This is a genomic window from Thermodesulfobacteriota bacterium, from assembly GCA_040758155.1.
In the GTDB taxonomy this organism is placed as follows: domain Bacteria; phylum Desulfobacterota; class Deferrimicrobia; order Deferrimicrobiales; family Deferrimicrobiaceae; genus UBA2219.
The window spans coordinates 1-18,637 of the sequence record JBFLWB010000069.1 but is presented as its reverse complement, the minus strand read 5'-3'; the positions used below and the strand labels follow the sequence as shown (position 1 = coordinate 18,637).

At 67.1% G+C, this 18,637-nt stretch carries 18 protein-coding genes; 9 read left to right on the top strand and 9 right to left on the bottom strand.

Annotation, left to right across the window (positions count from 1 at the left end; genetic code table 11):
* Window positions 1–51: 51 nt before the first annotated feature.
* Genes AB1346_04230 through AB1346_04215 form a run of 4 tightly spaced genes read right to left on the bottom strand, consistent with a single transcriptional unit; the run spans window position 52 to window position 4,802 of the window.
* Window positions 52–2,169: an alpha-amylase/4-alpha-glucanotransferase domain-containing protein gene (locus tag AB1346_04230; protein ID MEW6719640.1), complete on the bottom strand. Its 2,118-nt coding sequence runs from the start codon at window positions 2,167–2,169 to the stop codon at window positions 52–54.
* Complete coding sequence (locus AB1346_04225) at window positions 2,166–3,170, bottom strand: inorganic phosphate transporter (protein MEW6719639.1); 1,005 nt, start codon at window positions 3,168–3,170, stop codon at window positions 2,166–2,168. The genes AB1346_04230 and AB1346_04225 overlap by 4 nt, the downstream gene beginning before the upstream one ends.
* Window positions 3,163–3,786, bottom strand: coding sequence for a DUF47 domain-containing protein (locus AB1346_04220; protein ID MEW6719638.1), 624 nt, complete (start codon window positions 3,784–3,786; stop codon window positions 3,163–3,165). Before AB1346_04220 ends, AB1346_04225 begins: the two co-directional genes overlap by 8 nt.
* Entirely contained in the window at window positions 3,786–4,802 is a 1,017-nt protein-coding gene (locus tag AB1346_04215) for a nitronate monooxygenase (protein ID MEW6719637.1), read from the bottom strand. Before AB1346_04215 ends, AB1346_04220 begins: the two co-directional genes overlap by 1 nt.
* A 115-nt stretch (window positions 4,803–4,917) precedes the next feature.
* On the opposite strand from AB1346_04215, the gene AB1346_04210 reads away from it, so the two are divergent.
* Window positions 4,918–5,886 carry an NAD(P)/FAD-dependent oxidoreductase gene (locus AB1346_04210; GenBank protein MEW6719636.1) on the top strand — a complete coding sequence of 323 codons (969 nt, stop codon included), beginning with the start codon at window positions 4,918–4,920 and terminating at the stop codon, window positions 5,884–5,886.
* A gap of 63 nt (window positions 5,887–5,949) precedes the next feature.
* On the opposite strand, the gene AB1346_04205 is transcribed toward AB1346_04210, so the two are convergent.
* A complete protein-coding gene (locus AB1346_04205) occupies window positions 5,950–6,675 on the bottom strand; it encodes a glycerophosphodiester phosphodiesterase (protein MEW6719635.1) in 726 nt (241 codons plus the stop codon).
* Window positions 6,676–6,916: 241 nt separating this feature from the next.
* On the opposite strand from AB1346_04205, the gene AB1346_04200 reads away from it, so the two are divergent.
* From AB1346_04200 to AB1346_04190, 3 genes are all read left to right on the top strand, one after another.
* Window positions 6,917–7,663, top strand: coding sequence for a class I SAM-dependent methyltransferase (locus AB1346_04200; GenBank protein ID MEW6719634.1), 747 nt, complete (start codon window positions 6,917–6,919; stop codon window positions 7,661–7,663).
* Between the two features lie 126 nt (window positions 7,664–7,789).
* The gene (locus AB1346_04195; protein MEW6719633.1) at window positions 7,790–8,668 is read left to right on the top strand and encodes a diacylglycerol kinase family protein; all 879 of its coding nucleotides are present in this window, start codon (window positions 7,790–7,792) and stop codon (window positions 8,666–8,668) included.
* Window positions 8,669–8,676: 8 nt separating this feature from the next.
* The gene (locus tag AB1346_04190; protein ID MEW6719632.1) at window positions 8,677–10,083 is read left to right on the top strand and encodes a hypothetical protein; all 1,407 of its coding nucleotides are present in this window, start codon (window positions 8,677–8,679) and stop codon (window positions 10,081–10,083) included.
* On the opposite strand, the gene AB1346_04185 is transcribed toward AB1346_04190, so the two are convergent.
* From AB1346_04185 to AB1346_04175, 3 genes are read right to left on the bottom strand one after another with little or no spacing between them, the layout of a single operon-like run.
* Window positions 10,052–11,248 carry a ceramide glucosyltransferase gene (locus tag AB1346_04185; GenBank protein MEW6719631.1) on the bottom strand — a complete coding sequence of 399 codons (1,197 nt, stop codon included), beginning with the start codon at window positions 11,246–11,248 and terminating at the stop codon, window positions 10,052–10,054. The genes AB1346_04190 and AB1346_04185 overlap by 32 nt on opposite strands.
* A gap of 20 nt (window positions 11,249–11,268) precedes the next feature.
* Window positions 11,269–11,979: a PHP domain-containing protein gene (locus tag AB1346_04180; GenBank protein MEW6719630.1), complete on the bottom strand. Its 711-nt coding sequence runs from the start codon at window positions 11,977–11,979 to the stop codon at window positions 11,269–11,271.
* 57 nt (window positions 11,980–12,036) lie between these two features.
* Entirely contained in the window at window positions 12,037–13,344 is a 1,308-nt protein-coding gene (locus AB1346_04175; protein MEW6719629.1) for a family 1 glycosylhydrolase, read from the bottom strand.
* A 186-nt stretch (window positions 13,345–13,530) separates the two neighbouring features.
* On the opposite strand from AB1346_04175, the gene AB1346_04170 reads away from it, so the two are divergent.
* Genes AB1346_04170 through AB1346_04150 form a run of 5 tightly spaced genes read left to right on the top strand, consistent with a single transcriptional unit; the run spans window position 13,531 to window position 18,201 of the window.
* Window positions 13,531–14,349, top strand: coding sequence for a GNAT family N-acyltransferase (locus tag AB1346_04170; GenBank protein ID MEW6719628.1), 819 nt, complete (start codon window positions 13,531–13,533; stop codon window positions 14,347–14,349).
* On the top strand, window positions 14,346–15,167 hold the full coding sequence (locus tag AB1346_04165; GenBank protein MEW6719627.1) for a lysophospholipid acyltransferase family protein: 822 nt from the start codon (window positions 14,346–14,348) through the stop codon (window positions 15,165–15,167). Before AB1346_04170 ends, AB1346_04165 begins: the two co-directional genes overlap by 4 nt.
* Window positions 15,168–15,210: 43 nt before the next feature.
* Entirely contained in the window at window positions 15,211–15,900 is a 690-nt protein-coding gene (locus AB1346_04160) for a response regulator transcription factor (protein ID MEW6719626.1), read from the top strand.
* A gap of 7 nt (window positions 15,901–15,907) precedes the next feature.
* Window positions 15,908–17,698, top strand: a complete 1,791-nt coding sequence (locus AB1346_04155) for an ATP-binding protein (GenBank protein MEW6719625.1) — start codon at window positions 15,908–15,910, stop codon at window positions 17,696–17,698.
* A complete protein-coding gene (locus tag AB1346_04150; GenBank protein ID MEW6719624.1) occupies window positions 17,695–18,201 on the top strand; it encodes a phosphoglycerate mutase family protein in 507 nt (168 codons plus the stop codon). Before AB1346_04155 ends, AB1346_04150 begins: the two co-directional genes overlap by 4 nt.
* A 40-nt stretch (window positions 18,202–18,241) precedes the next feature.
* On the opposite strand, the gene AB1346_04145 is transcribed toward AB1346_04150, so the two are convergent.
* Window positions 18,242–18,589 (bottom strand): cytochrome c3 family protein, encoded by a 348-nt coding sequence (locus tag AB1346_04145; GenBank protein ID MEW6719623.1) that lies wholly within the window; start codon window positions 18,587–18,589, stop codon window positions 18,242–18,244.
* Between the last annotated feature and the right edge of the window lie 48 nt (window positions 18,590–18,637).

Below are 18,637 nucleotides of genomic sequence, written 5' to 3'. Positions count from 1 at the left end.
TCGCGCCCCCGCATATGGTTATTGGCGCTTAACATACCGGTTCGGGAACGCTTATGCAACGGAATAAAACATCCACCGGACTGAATATGAATCAGATTTATTCGGGAGGAGGGAAACGGGGAATAAAACCTTCAGGCACACGCCTTGGTGGATCTTTTCGGCGCCCGCTTCGGAAAGAGACGCGGTTTCCAACGGGCGCCGGATCACCGCGCATTCCCTGTCGAGAACGGCCCGCGCGGCCACGTTGCGCCAGCCGTCCACGACCCGGAAGTCGCGGACTCCGCCGGTCGCCCCGGAGGAGGAAAGCCCCCGCGGCTCCCCCAGTCCGTCGTAATAGCGTTCCACGCCTTCGCCGGAAAGCATGTTCAGGTTCCACTCCGAGCAGAGCGTCCCGGACACGGGCGCCTCCCCCAGGTTGCGCAGCCGGAATGCCGCGACGAATCCTTCCTCCCACCCCCGCAGGAACAGCGCCTTCTCCAGGAGAAGCTCGATCCCCGGCGCGCGCAGCGGGATCGCGAACTTCGCAAGGATGCCCGTACCCCGGCGCGCGCAGTCGACGGCGGCTTCCTTCCCCGCCGTCACGCAGCGCGGCGCCGCGCCGGCGAGGATCGACTCCGGAGAATCCTCCTCCCCGTGGAACGCCTCCCGGAAGGAGGCGCGCTGCCATGGATCGGCGCCCAGCGCCTGCAGGACCGCGGGGTCCTTCAGCACCAACGCGTCGTGGATGCTCGTCGAGCCGTCGTACGATCCGGCGGCGCGGAGGAAGCGCCCGTGGTATCCCTCCGTCCTGCGGGTCAGAACGTGCCCCAGCGCCACCCCCCGCGTCGGCAGGGAGATCTCCGTGAGCGCCCCCCCGTCGTGGCCGTGGGAGAGAAGGGTCATCCCCCCGGTCTTCAGCAGCAGCTCCGTTCCGCCGTCGCAGTCGAGGTCGCCTTCCCGGACCTCGGCCCATCCCGCCTTCGACCCGTGCAGCGCCGCGTCCGCCAGCCCCTCCGCCCGGAGCAGGTTCGACCACGCGGCCTCGCGAAGGTGGTTCAGGTAGAGGCCTCCGAAGACGCCGTGCCAGTAGACGTCGTTGCTCTGGGCCCGGTACAGGAAATCGCGCGCCGCGCGCGCCCGCGCCGGATTCGTCCGCTCCGCCGCCTCGACCCTTTCGCTGACGAGGAGCATCCGCTTGTGAAGCTGGTTCGCCTCTTCGTATTTCCGGAGGAAGTTCCGGTAATATCCCCCCTGGACGAACGGCTTGATCTCCCCCATGCGGCCCGAGCGGAAATCGTGCAGCAGCGCGCCGAACAGCGCGGCCCGCTCCGCCGGAAGCGTCCACTCTCCCATCTCGATGTAGGAGCAGGCGGGTATGTAGACCGTGCCCCGGACCTTCGCTTCGGCGACGTACTCCCCGAGCGTCATCGGGACGAGCCGGTCCGCGCGGGCGGCGATCCCTTCGAAGAAGCGCCGCAGCCACCCGTTTTCGTAAACGTGCCTGCGCGTTCCGGGCCAGACGCCGAACTTTTCCCCGTCGTCGGCGAAGACCGCCGCGGGGAACGGGACGTCGCGGGAGGTCATCCGCTCGATCTCGGACAGCGCCTCCTCCACGCTCCCGAACGGGATGAGGTATCGGAGCCGCTCGCTCCCAGGGAAGACGCGGACCGCCGCCCCGTTGAATTCCGTGAGCCAGACGCCGTCGAGCTCCTCCGAAGACAGCCCCGCCCGCTGGAAATGGTAGTCGTCGAGCGGGAGGTATTTCACGCCCGCCGCCGAGAGGGTCCGCGGCAGGTCGGGCTCCCACACCCGCTCCGCCAGCCACACCCCTTCCGGCGCCCTGCCGAACCGTCCCTCCAGGGCGGAAGAGAGCTCCCGGAGCTGCCCCAGCCGGTCCCGCTCGGGCAGCAGCGCCAGCACCGGCTCGTACATCCCCCCGCCCAGCAGCTCGACCTGTCCGCGGAGGACGAGGTCGCGCAGGAGCGAGAACGTCTCCGGAGCGCGCTCCTCGATCCACAGGAGCAGCCCGCCGGAGAAGTGGATCGTCACCCGGATCGACGGGAACTCCGCCAGGAGCTCGAGGAAGGGGCGGTACGCGTCGCGCGTCGCGTTTTCGAGGACGGAATCGAAGTTCCCCACCGGCTGGTGGTTGTGGAAGCAGAGGAGAAGGGCCCGGCGATCCGCGCTCACAGCTTGACGAGGAAGGGGTACAGCAGGCGGTACGAAAGGTAGCCCGCCGCCGCCGAGGCCGGGATCGTCAGGACCCACGCCCACACGATCCGGATCCCGACGCCCCAGTTCACCTTCCCGCGCCCCTGGGACAGCCCGGTCCCGAGGATCGCGGAAGTGATGACGTGGGTCGTGCTGATGGGGATCCCCATGCCGGTCGCCGCCAGGATGACGCCCGCGGAGGAGGTCTCCGCGCAGAAGCCGTGGACCGGCTGCAGCTCCACGAAATCGCGCCCCACCGTCTTGATGATGCGCCACCCTCCCATCGCCGTGCCCGCCGCCATCGCCCCCGCGCAGGCGAGCATGACCCAGGCCGGGATGCGGAAGGTCTCGAGGGAGCCGTAGGTGAACAGCGCCAGCGCGACGATCCCCATCGATTTCTGGGCGTCGTTGGAGCCGTGCGAGAACGCCATGAACGCGGCCGAGAAGATCTGGAGGTGCCGGAAGCCCCGGTTCAGCGGAGAGGGGTGCCAGTTGCGGAAGATCCAGTAGATGCCGACCATGAGCAGGTACGCCGCGATCGTCCCGGTCACCGGCGATACCACGATGGCGATCAGGATCTTGGTGATCCCCGTCCACTGGAGCGGGTCGATCCCCCGCGCCGCGACCACCGCGCCGATGAGCCCCCCGATGATCGCGTGGGAGGAGGAGGAGGGGATGCCGTAATGCCAGGTGAGGAGGTCCCAGAAGATCGCGCCGGCCAGCGCCGCAAGGACGATGATCTGCGAGACGTAGGCCGGGTCCACGATCCCCTTCCCGATGGTCGTCGCGACGTGCGTCGAGATCAGCGCGCCGACGAAGTTCAGCCCCGCCGCCATGACGATCGCAGCCCGGATGGAGAGGGCGCGCGTGGAGATGCACGTGGCGATGGCGTTCGCCGTGTCGTGGAAGCCGTTGATGAAGTCGAAGGCCAGGGCGGAGAGGATCACCAGCCCCAGCAGGATTTCCGGGGTGTCAGCCATTCTTCAGCGCCACGCTCTCCAGGACGTTCGCCGCGTCCTCGCACCGGTCCGTCGCGAGCTCGAGCGTCTCGTAGATCTCCTTCCACTTGATGATGGCGATGGGGTCGTCCTGGTGCTCGAACAGGTGGGCGATGGCGTCGCGGCAGACCCGGTCCGCCTCGTTCTCGATGGAGTTCACCTCCACGCAATGCTCGTAGACGCGCTCCCTTCCCTTCGCGAGGGGAAGGTGGCCGATCCCCTTGTGGAGCTCCTGCACGGCCTTCAGGATCAGGTATCCCATCTCCTTGGCGTACGGCGTGGTCGCGGAGATCTTGTAGACGTTGAGCCGGGTGGCGGCGCCGTGGATCAGGTCGATCACGTCGTCGATGGAGGAGGCCAGCGCGAGGATGTCCTCCCGGTCGATGGGGGTGATGAACGTGGTGTTGAGCTTGCGGACGATGTCGTGGGTGATGGCGTCCCCCTTGTGCTCCACCTCCTCGATCTTCCGCGCGCGCTCCTGCAGGTCGTCGAAATTGTCGAGGAGCTCCTTGAGCCGCTCCGCCCCCTCCACGATGTTCTCCGACGCCTTTATGAAGAGCGAGAAGAACTCTTCATCCCTCGGAATGATCCGGAACATTATGCCTCCCCCGCCAGACGCGCCAAGGCGCATTCCGCCCCGGCCACCAGCTCGTCGATGATCTCGCGGACCGGCTGGATCTTCCGGACGAAGGCCACGCTCTGCCCCGCCATCAGCGATCCGTGCTCCACGTCCCCCTCCACCACCGCGCGCCGCAGCGCGCCGATCCAGAACTCCTCCAGCCGCGCCATGGCCTCTTCCCGGGAGATCTCCCCCCCCTTAAGCCGCGTCAGCAGCTCGAGCTGCAGGCGGTTGAAATCCCGCGTTCCCTCGTTGACGATCGCCCGGACGGGAATCGTGGGGAGGACGGGATCGAACTGCGAGGTGGGCATGGCGTCCCGCGCGGCCGCCTTGACGAACGCTTCCTTGAAGCGGGGGTGGGCGACGCACTCCTCGGCGGCGACGAACCGCGTCCCGAGCTGGACTCCCGAGGCGCCCAGGGCGAGATACTGCGCGATCATCTCGCCGGTGCCGATCCCCCCCGCGACGAAGATGGGGACTTCCTTTATGTTCAGGAGGAATTCCTGCGCAAGAACCGAGGTCGCCACGGGCCCGATGTGCCCTCCCGCCTCGTTCCCCTCGATCACCAGGGCGTCGGTCCCCTGCTTGATCAGCCGTTTCGCCAGCGGCAGGATCGGCGCGAAGCAGATGACCTTCGACCCGGCGTCCTTCACCTCGGCGATGTCCCTCCCCGACGGGATGGTCCCCGCGAAGAAGACGAACGGACACCGCTCGCGGACGACCACCCCGATGTGCTCCCGGAACATCGGGGCGACCGTTATCAGGTTGACGCCGAACGGTTTTTCCGTTTTTTCCCGGGCGGAGGCGATCTCCCGGGCGAGGAGGTCCGGGGGCATGTTTCCCCCGGCGAGGACGCCGAACCCGCCCGCGTTGGAAATGGCCGCAACGAGGCCGGCCTCGGACACCCAGGTCATGGCCCCGCAAAGGATCGCGTGGCGGGTCCCGAGGAAGTCGGTCCCGCGCTTCCATGCCTTCGGCAGGTGCTTGTACTCCATCGCCAACGCTCCGGATCGTCCTGTCGGTGAACCAGACACTTATACCATACGCCCGCCGATATTTCCCCCGGTCCCGCTACTCCCGCGATTTCTGGTATGATTGTCGGGACCTGCCATGGTCCGACAAAGCGATTTGTACGACATCACGGTCGTCGGAGCCGGCCCCGTTGGGCTGTACGCGACGTACTACGCGGGCTTGCGGGAGTGCCGGACTAAGCTGATCGAGACCTATCCCCAGGTCGGCGGCCGGCTGATCTCGATGTACCCGGAAAAGGTGATCTTCGACGTGGCGGGCCACCGCCGGATCGTCGCCGCGGACCTCGTGAAGGAACTCGCCGCGCAGGCGATGCAGTACAACCCCACGCTCGCGCTCAACGAGCGGATGATCGGCCTGCGGATCCTGGGCGAGCGCATCATCGAGCTCACGACGACCGCGGGGACCCACTACACCCAGACCGCCATCATCGCCGCGGGCTGCGGCGCCTTCGTCCCGAGGAAGCTGGACATCCCCAACCTGATCGATTTCGAGGGGCACGGAATCTACTACTACCTCGGCTCCTTCGAGCCGCTCCGGGGAAAGAAGGTGCTGGTGGTGGGCGGCGGGAACAGCGCGGTGGACTGGGCCCTCTCGCTGGACGGCATCGCCTCCGAGGTGACGCTCTGCCACCGGATGTACCGCTGGCAGGCCCACGAGGCGATGGTGCACCGCCTGCTCTCATCGAAGGTGCGCGTGAAGTTCCCCTATTACACCCTGAAGGCGGTCCTGGGCGAGGACCGCGTGGCCGGCGCGGTCATCTGGAACGAGCGCAGCGGCCTCGAGGAGACGATCGAGGTGGAGGCGATCGTCCTGTCGATCGGGATGCTCACGAACATGGAGCCCTTCCGGGATTGGGGGCTCAACATCGTCGGCAGCGGCATCGCCGTGGCCTCCGACATGTCCACCAACCTCCCCGGCGTGTACGCTGCGGGCGACATCGTGACGTATCCCGGGAAGGTGCTCCTCATCACCGCCGGCTCCGGCGAGGCGGCCACCGCGGTCAACACCGCGAAGGAATACATCGTCTCGGGGGACCTGGGGCGGTAGCTGGCGGGGGACACACTTCCCCTTCATCCCGCGTTTAAAGCGAAGTATGTCTCCCTCTACCAGCTACTTCCCGCGGTTCGTCCACGCCTCCCGCAATGCCTGCGCCTTGTTCGAGAATACGCCGGCGGCGCCCGCGGCGATCAGACGGAACGCGGTCGCGGGGACGTCCACGGTATAGGGGACCAGCGGGATCCCGGAATCCAGGACCGCACGCAGGCGCAGGGCGGTGAGGCGCCGGTGGTCGGGGTGGATCGACGAGAGGCCGTGGCGCAGGCAGAACGCCAGATCCGAGGCCGACGGCCGGCGCGTCACCAGGCCGCACGGCGCCGACGGCAGCAGGGAGCGTGCGGCCAGGCACTCTTCCCGCAGCCCGGAAGACAGGACCAGGATTCCGGCATACCCCGTCTCCTCAACAACCCGCACCGCCGCCGCGACGCCCCCCGGCGCCTTCGACTCGACGTTCAGCGGGACCGCGCCTCGGACGAGGGAAAAGACCTCCGCAAGGGACGGGAGGATCTCCCCGTTCTTCAGCCGGACGCGGCGAAGGCGCGACCAGGGAGTTTTGGCCACGACGAGGTTCTCCGTCGCCGTCCTTCCCGTAGCCTCGTCGTGGAGGACCACCGGAACGCCGTCCGAGGAAAGCCGGATGTCGAACTCGATCATATCGGCGCGGTCGGCCAGCGCGAGGGAGAACGCGGAGAGGGAATTCTCCAGCGCCCGGTCAGACGCCCCGCGATGGGCGACGAAGACCGGGCGTCCCGGGGTCGCTATGGGGAAGGTGGGACGCACGGCTTAAGTATCCTATAATTGCTCCTTAAATCCAAATCACCGAAATCACTTGGTATTTTCTTTTTCGGTTGCGCGCGGTTTCGCACCGAAGACGAAAAGGTGCGACCCGAACAGATGATCGACTTCCCGCCATCGCAGGGCCTATCACAACGCCTCCATGCGTGAAAGGGGATCGTGTGGGAAGGGATCGGATGCGGGGGGGGGATTCTTTTGCTTGCATCAATATAATCCGATATGATCCATGCGCAACATACAGCTTTTCCGGTGTGACTTCGGCAAGGAGCGAAACAAGATGACTCTTTGGTCCGACTTCCTGGTCAACGACGGGAGGATCATCCATAAGTGGAAACATTATTTCCCGGTGTATGAACGTCACTTCGGGGATTTTGTCAATAAGCCGCTTACTTTCCTGGAAATCGGTTGTGGGCGGGGCGGATCGTTACAGATGTGGAAGCGCTATTTTGGTCCGCACGCGCGAATTATCGGCATCGATATCAGATCCGAGTGCAAGGCTTTCGAGGACGATCAGATCGACGTGCGCATCGGAGATCAGAGTGACCAGCGATTCCTGAATCGTCTGCTCGACGAGTTCGGTGCTCCCGACATCGTTCTCGACGACGGCAGCCACATGATGAGTCACGTCGTTGCCAGTTTCCGGTTTCTTTATCCTCGCGTGGCAAAGAACGGCATTTACATGGTGGAGGACTTGCATACAGCGTATTGGGAGGAGTTCGAGGGAGGCTTGGGCAAACGCTCCACGTTTATTGAACTTTGCAAGGACCTGATTGACGAACTGAACGCTGACCACACGCGAGACGCATTGCCGCCGTCGGACTTCACCAGGACCACCCTGTCGATGCACTTTTACGACAGCATGGCGGTCTTCGAGCGCGGCGCGCACACGAAAAAATGGGCGCCGCAAATCGGCAATCGTCCCTCTCTTCTGGACAGGATCGAATCCCAAGTCAAAGGCAAACTGAATTTTTAAATCGACAAGTTGCGCGTCGCCCTGTATCTCGTCGGCCGCGTGCGAAGCGGATCCCGCTTCATTTCCCTGGAAGGTCCGGGAATCGGGGTTTGGGTCACCATCGGAAGTATCCTATAATCCCACGTGATGATCGAGGTGATCTATAACCCGGTCGCCGGCCCCAAGGTGGCGAACCGGATAGAGCGGATACGCGCGTTCCTGATGTCGCGGGCCGTCGATTTCCGGATCCTCTGGACCGACGGGGCGGGCGATGCCGTCCTCATGGCGCGCGAGGCGGCGGCGAACGGGGCGGACGCGGTCGTCGCCGTCGGCGGCGACGGGACGATCCACGAGGTCGCCAACGGCCTGGCGGGCAGCGGCGCCCGGCTGCTGATCGTCCCGGGGGGAACGGGGAACGTGTTCGCCCGGGAGCTCGGCCTCCCGAAATCGGTGGAGGGCTGCCTGTCGCTGCTGGACGAAGGGAAGACCATCACCGTTCCCCTCGGGAAGGCGAACGACCGGTATTTCGTCCTCCTCGCATCCGCGGGCTTCGACGCCGAGGTCGTGGAACAGATGAACCACCGGCAGAAGAACTACCTCGGGATCGCCGCCTACGGCCTCGTCGGCATCCGGCACTTCCTCCGGGCGCACCCGCCGCTGTGGCTCGACCTGCCGGACCGGGAGCGGATCGAGGCGCAGGCCGTGTTCGTCGTCCGCGGGAGGAAGTACGGCGGGAACGTGGTCATCGCGCCCGACGGGAACATCGAGGGAAACACCTTCCAGGTCGTCGCCCTGCTCCGGAAGGGACGGTGGGGGATCGCGAAGTTCGCCATCGACATCCTGACCGGCAGGCACGCGCGGTCCCGCCACGTGATGATCCGGGAGGAAACCACCGTCACGGTCCGCTCCAGGATCCCGTCCGCCTCGCAGGTGGACGGCGAATACCTCGGCCCCCTTCCGGTCCGGTTCACGATGACCGACGTCCCGCTGCGGATCGTCGTTCCGAAGGAATTCCCTTCCTCGTAAGGAGCCGCATGGCGGGAGCCCGCCTCCGGAAGACGTCGATCGCCGCCCTGCTGGCCGCGGGGCTGGCGGCGGGAGCCGACGGCGGTGCCATTGCCGGGGAGGCCGACGGCCGATGGCTGGCGGGCGACTTCCACATGCACACCGTAATGAGCGACGGCCGCCGGACGGCGGACGAGGTGGCCTCCCGGGCGTTCGCGAACGGCCTCGACTGGATCGCCTTCTCCGAGCACGGCGGAAGCCTCGGGGAGGAGCCGGACGGCCGCCGCGGCGCGGACGCGCAGCGGCTCCGCGGCAAATACCCGGAGAAACGGATCCTCTGCGGCATGGAGTGGAACGTCCCGGGCCACGAGCATGCAAGCGTCATCATCGCGACCGACGACCCGGCCGCCCTCGATGAATTCGAGTCCGCCTGCGACGCCTCCGTCAAAGCCGCCTCATACGCGCTTCCGAAACGGAACCGGACGCACGAAGATGCCGTGGCGTGCCTCGGGATCCTAGCCCGGGACGGGGCGGCCTGGTTCCTTCCGAATCACCCTTCGCGGCGCGGAAAATTCACGGTCGCGGATCTGCGCGAATTCAACGACGCCGCCCCCGGCGTCGCCTTCGGCTTCGAGGGGATCCCGGGACATCAGAAGGCCCCCGTGCGGGGAGGCTATCCCGCATATGGCGGTGCGGACCTTATGGCCGCGAAGATCGGAGGGGCATGGGACGCCCTGCTGGGCGAAGGGCGCGGCTTCTTCCTGTTTGCGAACTCGGACTTCCACGGGCCGGGGACGGATTTCTGGCCCGGCGAGTACGCCAAATCGTTCACCTTCGTGAAGGGGGACGGCCTGAAGGCCGTCGTCGAGGGGATGCGGTCCGGCAACTCCTTCGCAGTCCTGGGAGGGCTGATCGACGCCCTCTCCTTTCACGCGGCGGCGGGCGGCGGCACTGCGACCATGGGGGAGACGCTGACGACGGCGGAGGGCGACCGCCTGGAGGTTTCCATCGCGTTCCGTGCACCGAGGACCGGCGGCGGGGACGCCTCCCGCGTCGACCACATCGACCTGATCGCGGGAAGCGTCTCCGCGAAGGCGCTTCCCGGGACCGAGGCGTACGCGCTTGGCACGAATCCGACCGCGCGGATCGTCGCCCGGGTCACCGGAAGGGAATGGAAGTGCAGCGAGGGATGGTGCAGGGCGAAGATCGACCTGGGTCCCGTGCGGAACGCCGTGTATCTCCGCCTCCGGGGGACGAACCTCCCTCCGGGGACGCCGGGCGAAACGGACGGCGAGGGGAATCCGCTGCCGGACGCGTCGGCGTGCGGTGGGGAAGAAGTCCCCCTGCGCTGCAACACCCCGGAAAAGGCGCTCGCCGACCTATGGTTCTACTCGAACCCGATCTTCATCGAGCTTCTCCCGCCCGCAGTCCCGTAGAACCGGGCTCCAGGACGACCGGCCCGCCCTCGGGGACCAGCCGGGAGCCGCCTGCGATCCGCAGCGTCCGGCCCCTCCATTCCACGCTCCGCGACCAGAACGCGGAGAACCAGAGCCCGAACGCCATGAGGTCGCGCACCGGTCCAAGGAACGCCCAGCGGGCGGAGGCGCGGTCGCCCATCGCAAGAAACAGGGAGAGGTCGAGGGCGGCCTTCGCCGCGACGACCGTCCCGGCGATCCGAAGGGAGGACGCGTCCCCTCCCGCCGCCGCGACCGTTACCAGCGAAAGCGCCACGGGGTTGGCGAGCAGTTCCCCGAAATATGCGGGGCCGGCGATGGAGAAGCGCATCCGGTTCCACCGCGCATGCCGGGAGAAGAACTGTCCCACGGTGCGGTAGACGCTCACGGTGTCCACGGGGGAGGATGACACCGCCACCTTCTTCCCCGCCTTGTGGAACCGTTCCCCCAGCACGTAGTCCTCGGCCAGGAAATCCTTCACTCCCCGCAGCCCTCCCAGCTCCTCGAGGTCCGACCGGCGCATGAGCATCGACTTCCCGACGACGCACGGCATGGAGAAAACCCGGTCGAGCAGGGAAACGGACGGGAGGATGAACGAGTTCAGGTGCTGGGCCTCCAGCCGCGCCCCCAGCGTTTTCGCCCCCACGCCCCGCACGAAGTGCGTGACCAGCCCCACCCGCGGATCCCGGAAATGCGACATCGCCTCCCGAAGGTACCCGGGATCCGGGGCGACGTTGCTGTCGCTGATCAGCACGAAGGGATGCTTCGCGGCGGCGTATCCGGGAATCATGTTGTTGACCTTCGGGTTCAGCCCTTCCCTGCAATCCGACGCGACGATCCGGATCTCCCGGCCCGGGTGCATCTCCTTCACCTTCCGGGCCACGCGCAGCGCCGGATCGCTCGCCCCCTGGATGCAGAAGACGATCTCGTACTCCGGGTAGTCCAGGCGGCAGAAGCCCGACAGGTTGTCCAGCAGCCCGTCGTCCACGCCCTTGAGCGGCTTCAGGATCGACACCGGCGGAAGCACACCGCCGTCGCCCCCCGCTCCCCCGCGGCGGCCTTCGCGCAGCGCTTTCCACGCGCAGCCGAACCGAACGACGCAGGCCGCGAGCGACGCGGCCGTCAATAGCTCGAACGCCAGGATCATTCCCTTCCTCCCTTGTCTCCTTAATCCCTCGCCGTGCCGTTCCGGAACATGGTGATCGCCACCCCCCGGTTGTCCCGGATGCACTCCTTCACGGCCTCCGCCTCCTTCCGGCACGTCAGGAGCGTCTTCCAGGAATACAGATGCTGCGGCTTGTGGAAATCGCCGTTGGCCAGCACGGGATAGTTGCTCAGGCTCACGACGGAAAACAGGTCGTTGCGGTTGGCCACTTCCCATGCGTCGAAATACGGCATGTACGTCTGGCGGTTGTTCCAGAAGTAGAGCGTGTCGTGCACCTCGTGATCGGTGTGGTGCGGATGGCACGCGACGATGACCGCCTCCTGCTCCCGCGCCTCGCGGAAAACGTCGAGCCACGGCAGGTCCGCCGAGATGTATCGCCGCAGCCCCAGCAGCAGGACGTGCGCGGACTCGTCCTTGGAGAGGTAGTCCTTCGTGATCTCGACGCCCGGCAGAAGCAGCATGCCGTAGCGCCGCATCGCGCGTTCGGTTTCCGACGCCAGCGCCTCCATGTACCGGGGAAAGGTTTCCTCCGAAACGGCCTTGTTCAATCCGTTCGCGATCGCGCCGATCGCGCTGTCGCTGTTGTAGACGTGGTCGGTGATCGCGATGACGTCGAAACCCGCCTGTCCGTAGATGTCGACGACGTCCGGCAGGTCGACCGAACCGTCCGACCAGGCGGTGTGGATGTGGAAATCGCAGAGTAATGGGCTCATGGACCCGAAGATAACGGGCTTGTGCTGCGGGAGAATGAACCCGGGATGAAGGACGCGTTAAATCTTCCGGCGGCGGGCGGCCGCTTCCGCGGCCAGGCTCCTCCGGACATGGCCGGCGTAATACGCCGACGCGGCCGTGGGCTTTCGCTCCAGCGTGTCGAAATTCACGCGGTAAAGGCCGAACCGGGGGCGAAGCCCCTCCAGCCATTCGTAATTGTCCATCAGCGACCACCAGAAGTAGCCCCGGATGTCGATCCCATCGCGGGACATCCGGTGGACGATGCGGAGATGGTCCCTCATGTAGGCGATCTTCCGCGCGTCGTCGGTCTCCGCCGTCCCGTTCTCGGTGACGACGATCGGCACCCCCGCCAGCGATGCGGAACGGAGGACTTCCTCGAAACCCTTCGGGTAGACCTCCCACCCGGTCTCCGTGAGCCTCCGGCCTTCGCGGTCCTCCCAGAAATACTCCGGCCCCTTCAGGCTCCAGGGAGACATCCGGAGGAACATGCGGAAGTAGTAGTTCACGCCGAGGAAGTCCAGCTTGTCCCGAACGCCGACCGGGACCTCCTCGTTCATCAGGAAAGGGACGCGCACGGAGAGCGTCCCGGTGCGGAAGGTCTCGATCAGCCCCATGTTGTAGGTGGAATGGGCGACCTTTGCGGCCCATCCGTCCAGCGCCGACTTCGCGGACGCGGGGTGGAACGCCACCATGTTGTGCGCCACCCCGACGGCCGCCCGTTCCCGCCCCTGGGCGTGGATCATGTCGTACGCCTCGGCATGCGCCCGGAAGACGTTCGCGTAGGCCTCGAAGCCGTCCCGGACGTTCTTCCGCCCGGGAGGCATCATCCCGCCGAGATACCCGCCCGCGACGAACACGTTTGGCTCGTTGAAGGTGACGAACACGCGCACGTGATCCCGCAGGCAGCGCACCGCCCGTTTCGCGAACCGCAGGAACTCCTCCGCGACGGCCCGGTCCTCCCATCCCGAGCGGCCGACCAGCCAGTACGGGTTGGTGAAATGGTGCAGCGTGACCACCGGCTCGATCCCCGCCTCCCGCAGCCCGGCGGCGATGCGGACGTAGCGGTCCATTTCCCGGCGGTCCCATTCCCCGCGGCGGGGGACCACCCGGCTCCACTCCACCGAAAACCGGTACGCGTTGACGCCGAGCTCCGAGAGCAGGGCGAGGTCCTCGCCGGTGCGCTCGACGTGGCCGACGCCGCGGATCCGCGACCTCCGGTCCGCCTCGTCGCGCAGCTTCCAGCGGGTCCAGTCGCTCCGGGGAGACCCCTCCGTCTGGAACGCGGAGGTGGCCGCTCCCCACAGGAACTTCCGAAGCCCCGGGAACGACCCGGCTTCTTTCCGCAATCCCGTCCCTCCTCCTTTTTCTCATCTTACCCGCCGCCGCGCCGCCGCCGCGTAAAGAGCCCGTTAAGAACCCGCGGAAGCCGGCCGTTTCCATCGAACGATTTTTACCCGGACGTAACCCGCGCTTAACCCGCGGCGGATACCTTCATCGGTGAAAACGAGAATCCGACGCAGGAGGACACCCCCATGGAAAATTCCTTCGCGCTTCAGGAAACCGCCCCCGGCAGACGCCCCGCGCCCAGCCGATGCGGCGGCGATCCCTTCGTCCTGCGGGACGGCGGGCTGGAGCTTCGCCTCGCGAAGACGCACCTGGAGACGGTCGAGGCGCAGCGGCTCCGGTTCGACGTGTTCACCCGGGAGCTCCGGCTCGGCTTGGTCTCCTCCCGGTCGCTCGGGCTGGACCAGGACGCGCACGACAGCCACTGCGACCACCTGCTCGTGATCGATTCCGCCCGCGACTGCCTCGTGGGGACCTACCGGCTCCTTCCGTTCGACCGGCTGCCGTCGTTCGGGTTCTACTCCGAATCCGAGTTCGACCTGTCGAACCTGAAGAGCTCGGGGCTCCGCCTGCTCGAGCTCGGCAGAAGCTGCGTGGCGCAGGAGTACCGCGACGGGAGGGTCATCCTGCTCCTGTTCCGGGGGATCGCGGAATACCTCCGCCGGTGCGGCGCCGACGCGCTGATGGGCTGCGCGAGCGTCTACGGCGCCGACGAGGCCGAGCTATCCGCGATCCAGAGGATGCTGCTGCGGGAGCACCTTTCCGCCCCGGGGCTGCGCGTCACTCCCCGGCGCGGCTTCGACATCCCTCTCCCGCCCGGGCCGGCGCCGGTCGACGAGTCCTCCGCGTTCCGGCGGCTCCCTCCCCTGTTCAAGGGGTATCTCCGCCTGGGCGCGAAGGTGTGCGGGCCTCCGGCGCATGACCGCCAGTTCGGGACGACCGACTTCCTCGTCCTGGCGCGGACCGCCGACATCGTCCAGAGGTACGGCAGGCGCTTTCTGGCATGAGCTTGATCCGCCGACTCATCCGCCTGGCCGCGTTCCTCGGCGTCTCTCTTGCCGTGGGGTCCGTCCTCGCGGCCACCGCGTGGGCCTTCCCGGCGAAACAACGCCCGCGGTACCGTTCCGCGTACCTCGGGGCGTGGTCCCGTGCCATGTGCGCGATCCTGGGCATCCGGGTGGACGTCATCGGCGAGCTGCCGAAACCCGGGAAACGGCTCGTCGTGTCCAATCATCTCGGCTACGCCGACGTCCCGGTCCTCGGGAGCCTGCTCCCCGGATCGTTCGTGTCGAAATCGGAGGTGGCCCGGTGGCCGCTGGTCGGGTCGCTGTCGCGGCTCGCCGGGACCGTGTTCGTCGACCGGGAGGAGCGCGCCGCCTGCGGGGATTACGTCGACGAGGTGCGGCGGCGGATCTCCGGGGGCGGAAGCGTCCTGGTATTTCCGGAAGGGACCTCCTCGCGTGGAGAGGGAGTCCTCCCCTTCAAGGCCGTGCCCTTCGCCGCCGTCGCCGGAGTTCCCGACGCGTCGGTGCTGCCCGTCCATATCGACGTCGTGGAGATCGACGGCGAACCCGCGGCCGGCGCGCGGCGCGACGCCGTCTGCTGGCACGGAGACGCCGAATTCGTCCCGCACTTTCTCCGGCTGCTGGCGCTGCGGGAGGTCCGGTTCCGCGTCGTCGTCGGCAGGCCGATCCCCTGCCCGGGGCTCGACCGGAAACGGCTCGCATGGACGGCCAGGGACCGGATCGTATCCCTCGGCAAAATCTCCTCCCGCCGGGGTCTCCCGTTCCCCGGCGGGCCCCTGTGGCTCTCCCCCATCCCGTGACTTCGGTATAATGGAGCCCCAGGCGGACTTTCCGGAGGCGGGATTGTCGAAGACCATCCTCGTGGTCGAGGACGAGAAGGAGATCCGGGACCTCCTTGCTCATGTCCTGCAGAAGGAAGGGTACGCGCCCATCCTTGCGACCGACGGGGAAACCGCGATCGCGAAGGCGAGGAAGGAACGGCCCGACCTGGTCCTACTCGACATCCTCCTCCCGAAAGCGGACGGGCTGGAAGTCCTGCGCGCCATTCGCATGAGCCCCGGCATCGAGGGGACGCCCGTCGTCATGCTCACCGCGAAGGGAAGCGAGACCGACCGGGTGGTCGGCCTGGAGCTCGGCGCCGACGACTACATCACCAAGCCGTTCAGCCCCAGAGAGGTGGTCGCCCGGATCAAGGCGGTCTTCCGGCGCAGCCGTCCCGCGGACCGCGAGGCAGCCGAGGCGCCGCTGGAGTACCGGGAGCTCCGGATGGACGTGGCGCGCCACGAGGTCCGGGTCCAGGGGAAAGCCGTATCCCTCACCGCCAAGGAGTTCCGGATCCTCCAGGCGCTCCTGGTCTCCTCGGGCCGCGTCCTCTCCCGCGAGGCGATCCTGCGCAAGGCATGGGGGGACGACACCCATGTGATCGACCGGACGGTGGACGTCCACATCGCGAAGCTGCGCCAGAAGATCCCGCTGCTCGCCCAGGCCATCGAAACCGTCAAGGACGTCGGCTACAAACTCCGGGAGGGCTGAGAGGCCCATGATGAAGCACCTGTCGCTGGCGTGGAAGTTCTTCCTCACCCAGCTTGTCGTCGCGGGGATCGCGCTCCTCGTCGCCGGCGGCGCCGGCTTCCTCAGCGTGCGAAGCCTCATCCTGAAGGACGCAGACGAGACGCTGTTCATCAAGGCCAGCCTCGTCGCGGAAACGTTCCGCCCCCTCCTCGCCACCCGACCGCTCGACCTGAAGCAGATCGCGAAGGAGGGCGACCTCATCGGGAAGGTGTCCGGGACGCGCCTTACCGTCGTGCTGCCGGAGGGCACGGTCGTAGCCGACTCGACGGTGGGGGCCGATGGGCTGCAGGGGATGGAAAACCACGAGAGCCACCCGGAGATCCGGGAGGCGCTTTCCGGGCAGCCGGGGTTCTCCCACCGCCGGAGCATCACCGTCCGGGAGGAGATGCGGTACGCCGCCCTGCCGATCGACGAGGAAGGAACGGTCATCGGCGCCGTCCGGACCGCGATTCCCGTTTCCGAGCTGAACGGCCGCCTCCGGCAGATCACCGCCGTCATCCTGGTGACGGGGCTCGGGGCGCTGCTGCTCATCCTGGGCGGAGCCGCGCTCCTGGCCCGGAGGATCACCGGCCCGCTCGCGGAGATGCAGGCCGCGGCCCGGGAAATGGGGGCCGGAAACCTGTCGCGCACCGTGCAGATCCGGACGGGCGACGAGGTCGAGGACATGGCGCGCGCCATGAACGGCATGGCCTCCCGGCTCGCCGGCACGATCGGGCAGCTCGACGCGGAAAAGGCGCGCCTGATGACGCTCCTGGCCAGCCTCGCGGACGGGGTGATCGTCGTCTCCCCGCAACGGACCGTCCGGGTGATGAACCAGGCGGCCGGGAGGATCCTCGACGTTTCGGGGACGATGGGGGAAGGGCGGCCCTACGCGGAGATCGTCCGGCTGCCCCAGGTCCTCTCCTTCCTCGACGCATGCATGCGGGGCGGGGAACCGGCGCCGCGGGAGATCTCCTTCCCGACGAGGGAGGGGGACCGCACCGTGCGGATCGCCGCCACGAGGGTCCGCTACAGGGAGGAAGCAGGGGTCGACCTCCTTCTCACGCTCCGGGACATCACCGAGGAAAGAAGGCTCTCGCTGATCAAGAGCGACTTCGTCTCCAACGCCTCCCACGAGCTGAGGACCCCCCTGACGAACATCCGCGGGTATCTCGAGACGATCCAGGACACGATCCGGGAAGGGGGGACGCCGGACCCGGCGTTCCTCGAAACCGTCCACGCGAACGCCCTCCGGATGGAGCGGATCATCGACGACCTGCTCGAGCTGTCCCGGGCCGAATCCGGGGCCGTGCCCCTCGACAAGGAGAAGACTTCCATCGCCTCCTTCCTTTCCCGGCTCGTCGACCCGTACCGGGCCGCGGCGGAGCGCGCGGGGAAGACGCTCCTGGTGGAAGCGGGAGAGGGAACGTTCGAAGCCGACCTCCGGAAGCTCTCGCTCGCCCTCTCGAACCTGGTCGACAACGCGATCAAGTACGGGAAGGACGGCGGGCGGATCGCCGTGTCCGGGAGGATCGACGACGGGGGATGCGTGCTCGAGGTGGCGGACGACGGGCCCGGGATCTCCGCGGAGCATCTCCCGCGGCTCTTCGAAAGATTCTACCGGGTGGACAAGGGGCGCTCCCGGGAGCTGGGAGGCACCGGCCTCGGGCTTTCCATTGCGCGGCACATCGTGGAGTCCCAGGGCGGCAGCATCCGGGTGGCGAGCCGCATCGGGGAGGGGACGCGCTTCACCGTCCGCCTTCCCGGGACGCCCGCTTGAGGCTGTACCTCGTACGCCACGCCGAGGCGGTCGAACGGTCGGGAGCCGTTCTCGAAACCCACCGGTTCCTCACGGCGAAAGGCCGGCTCGCCTTCCGTGACATCTCCCGCCGGGTCCGGGAGCTGGGCGCCTCCCCCGAAATCATCTTCTCCAGCCCCCTGGTGCGCGCCGTCCAGACCGCGGAGATCCTCTCCGAGCGGCTGAAGTACCGGGGCGAGATTGTAGTGGCGCCGGAGCTTTCGCCGGGATTCGACCATCGGGCGCTCCGTTCCCTGCTTGCGGCGGCCGGGCATCCCCGGGAGGCGGCCTTCGTCGGGCATGAGCCCGACCTCGGAGAGCTGGCCGCATTCCTTCTGTCCCCCGCCGTGGAGGAATTCCCGCTCCGGAAAGGGGCGGTGTTGGGGTTGGAAGCGGAGGACGTATCGGAGGGAAGCGGGCGCTTCCTCTGGAGGGCGGACGGCAAGGGGACGGTACAGCGGCTCTCGGAGGCGATGGAAAACTGACCGGGGCGGAAGGATCGGTCCTTCCGCCCCGGTCAGGAGGCTACTTCGACTTCTGGTGGCACTCGTCGCACTTGGCGGGGCCCTTCTTCTCCTTCATGTGGCAGTCCTTGCACGTCTTGTGGAAGGATTCCTTCAGGGAGAGCTTCTTGCCTTCCGTCTTGTCGCCGTGGCACTTGGAGCATTTCTGCTCCTTGCCCGCGGCGTCCGCGTGGTGGCAGGCCTTGCACTCCTTCGCAAACCCTGTATGCGCCTTGTGGTCGAAGGCGACAGGGCCCTTGACCTTCTGGATCTCGTTGATGAGCATCTTGTCGAGGGGCGCGGCGACCGCCACGCCGAAGCCGAAGACCAGTACGGCAACCAGAGCTGTCAGAACGGCGACTTTCCTCATCCGCTTGCACCTCCCTGCCGTGGTATTCCCCAATCTTAGTTTCCGGCC

What these genes read in the sequence shown, in the direction of transcription:
- AB1346_04225 (MEW6719639.1), bottom strand. Translation starts at nt 3,170, where the DNA reads ATGGCTGACACCCCGGAAATCCTGCTGGGGCTGGTGATCCTCTCCGCC.
- AB1346_04220 (MEW6719638.1), bottom strand. Translation starts at nt 3,786, where the DNA reads ATGTTCCGGATCATTCCGAGGGATGAAGAGTTCTTCTCGCTCTTCATA.
- AB1346_04215 (MEW6719637.1), bottom strand. Translation starts at nt 4,802, where the DNA reads ATGGAGTACAAGCACCTGCCGAAGGCATGGAAGCGCGGGACCGACTTC.
- AB1346_04210 (MEW6719636.1), top strand. Translation starts at nt 4,918, where the DNA reads ATGGTCCGACAAAGCGATTTGTACGACATCACGGTCGTCGGAGCCGGC.
- AB1346_04200 (MEW6719634.1), top strand. Translation starts at nt 6,917, where the DNA reads ATGCGCAACATACAGCTTTTCCGGTGTGACTTCGGCAAGGAGCGAAAC.
- AB1346_04195 (MEW6719633.1), top strand. Translation starts at nt 7,790, where the DNA reads ATGATCGAGGTGATCTATAACCCGGTCGCCGGCCCCAAGGTGGCGAAC.
- AB1346_04190 (MEW6719632.1), top strand. Translation starts at nt 8,677, where the DNA reads ATGGCGGGAGCCCGCCTCCGGAAGACGTCGATCGCCGCCCTGCTGGCC.
- AB1346_04185 (MEW6719631.1), bottom strand. Translation starts at nt 11,248, where the DNA reads ATGATCCTGGCGTTCGAGCTATTGACGGCCGCGTCGCTCGCGGCCTGC.
- AB1346_04180 (MEW6719630.1), bottom strand. Translation starts at nt 11,979, where the DNA reads ATGAGCCCATTACTCTGCGATTTCCACATCCACACCGCCTGGTCGGAC.
- AB1346_04170 (MEW6719628.1), top strand. Translation starts at nt 13,531, where the DNA reads ATGGAAAATTCCTTCGCGCTTCAGGAAACCGCCCCCGGCAGACGCCCC.
- AB1346_04165 (MEW6719627.1), top strand. Translation starts at nt 14,346, where the DNA reads ATGAGCTTGATCCGCCGACTCATCCGCCTGGCCGCGTTCCTCGGCGTC.
- AB1346_04155 (MEW6719625.1), top strand. Translation starts at nt 15,908, where the DNA reads ATGATGAAGCACCTGTCGCTGGCGTGGAAGTTCTTCCTCACCCAGCTT.
- AB1346_04145 (MEW6719623.1), bottom strand. Translation starts at nt 18,589, where the DNA reads ATGAGGAAAGTCGCCGTTCTGACAGCTCTGGTTGCCGTACTGGTCTTC.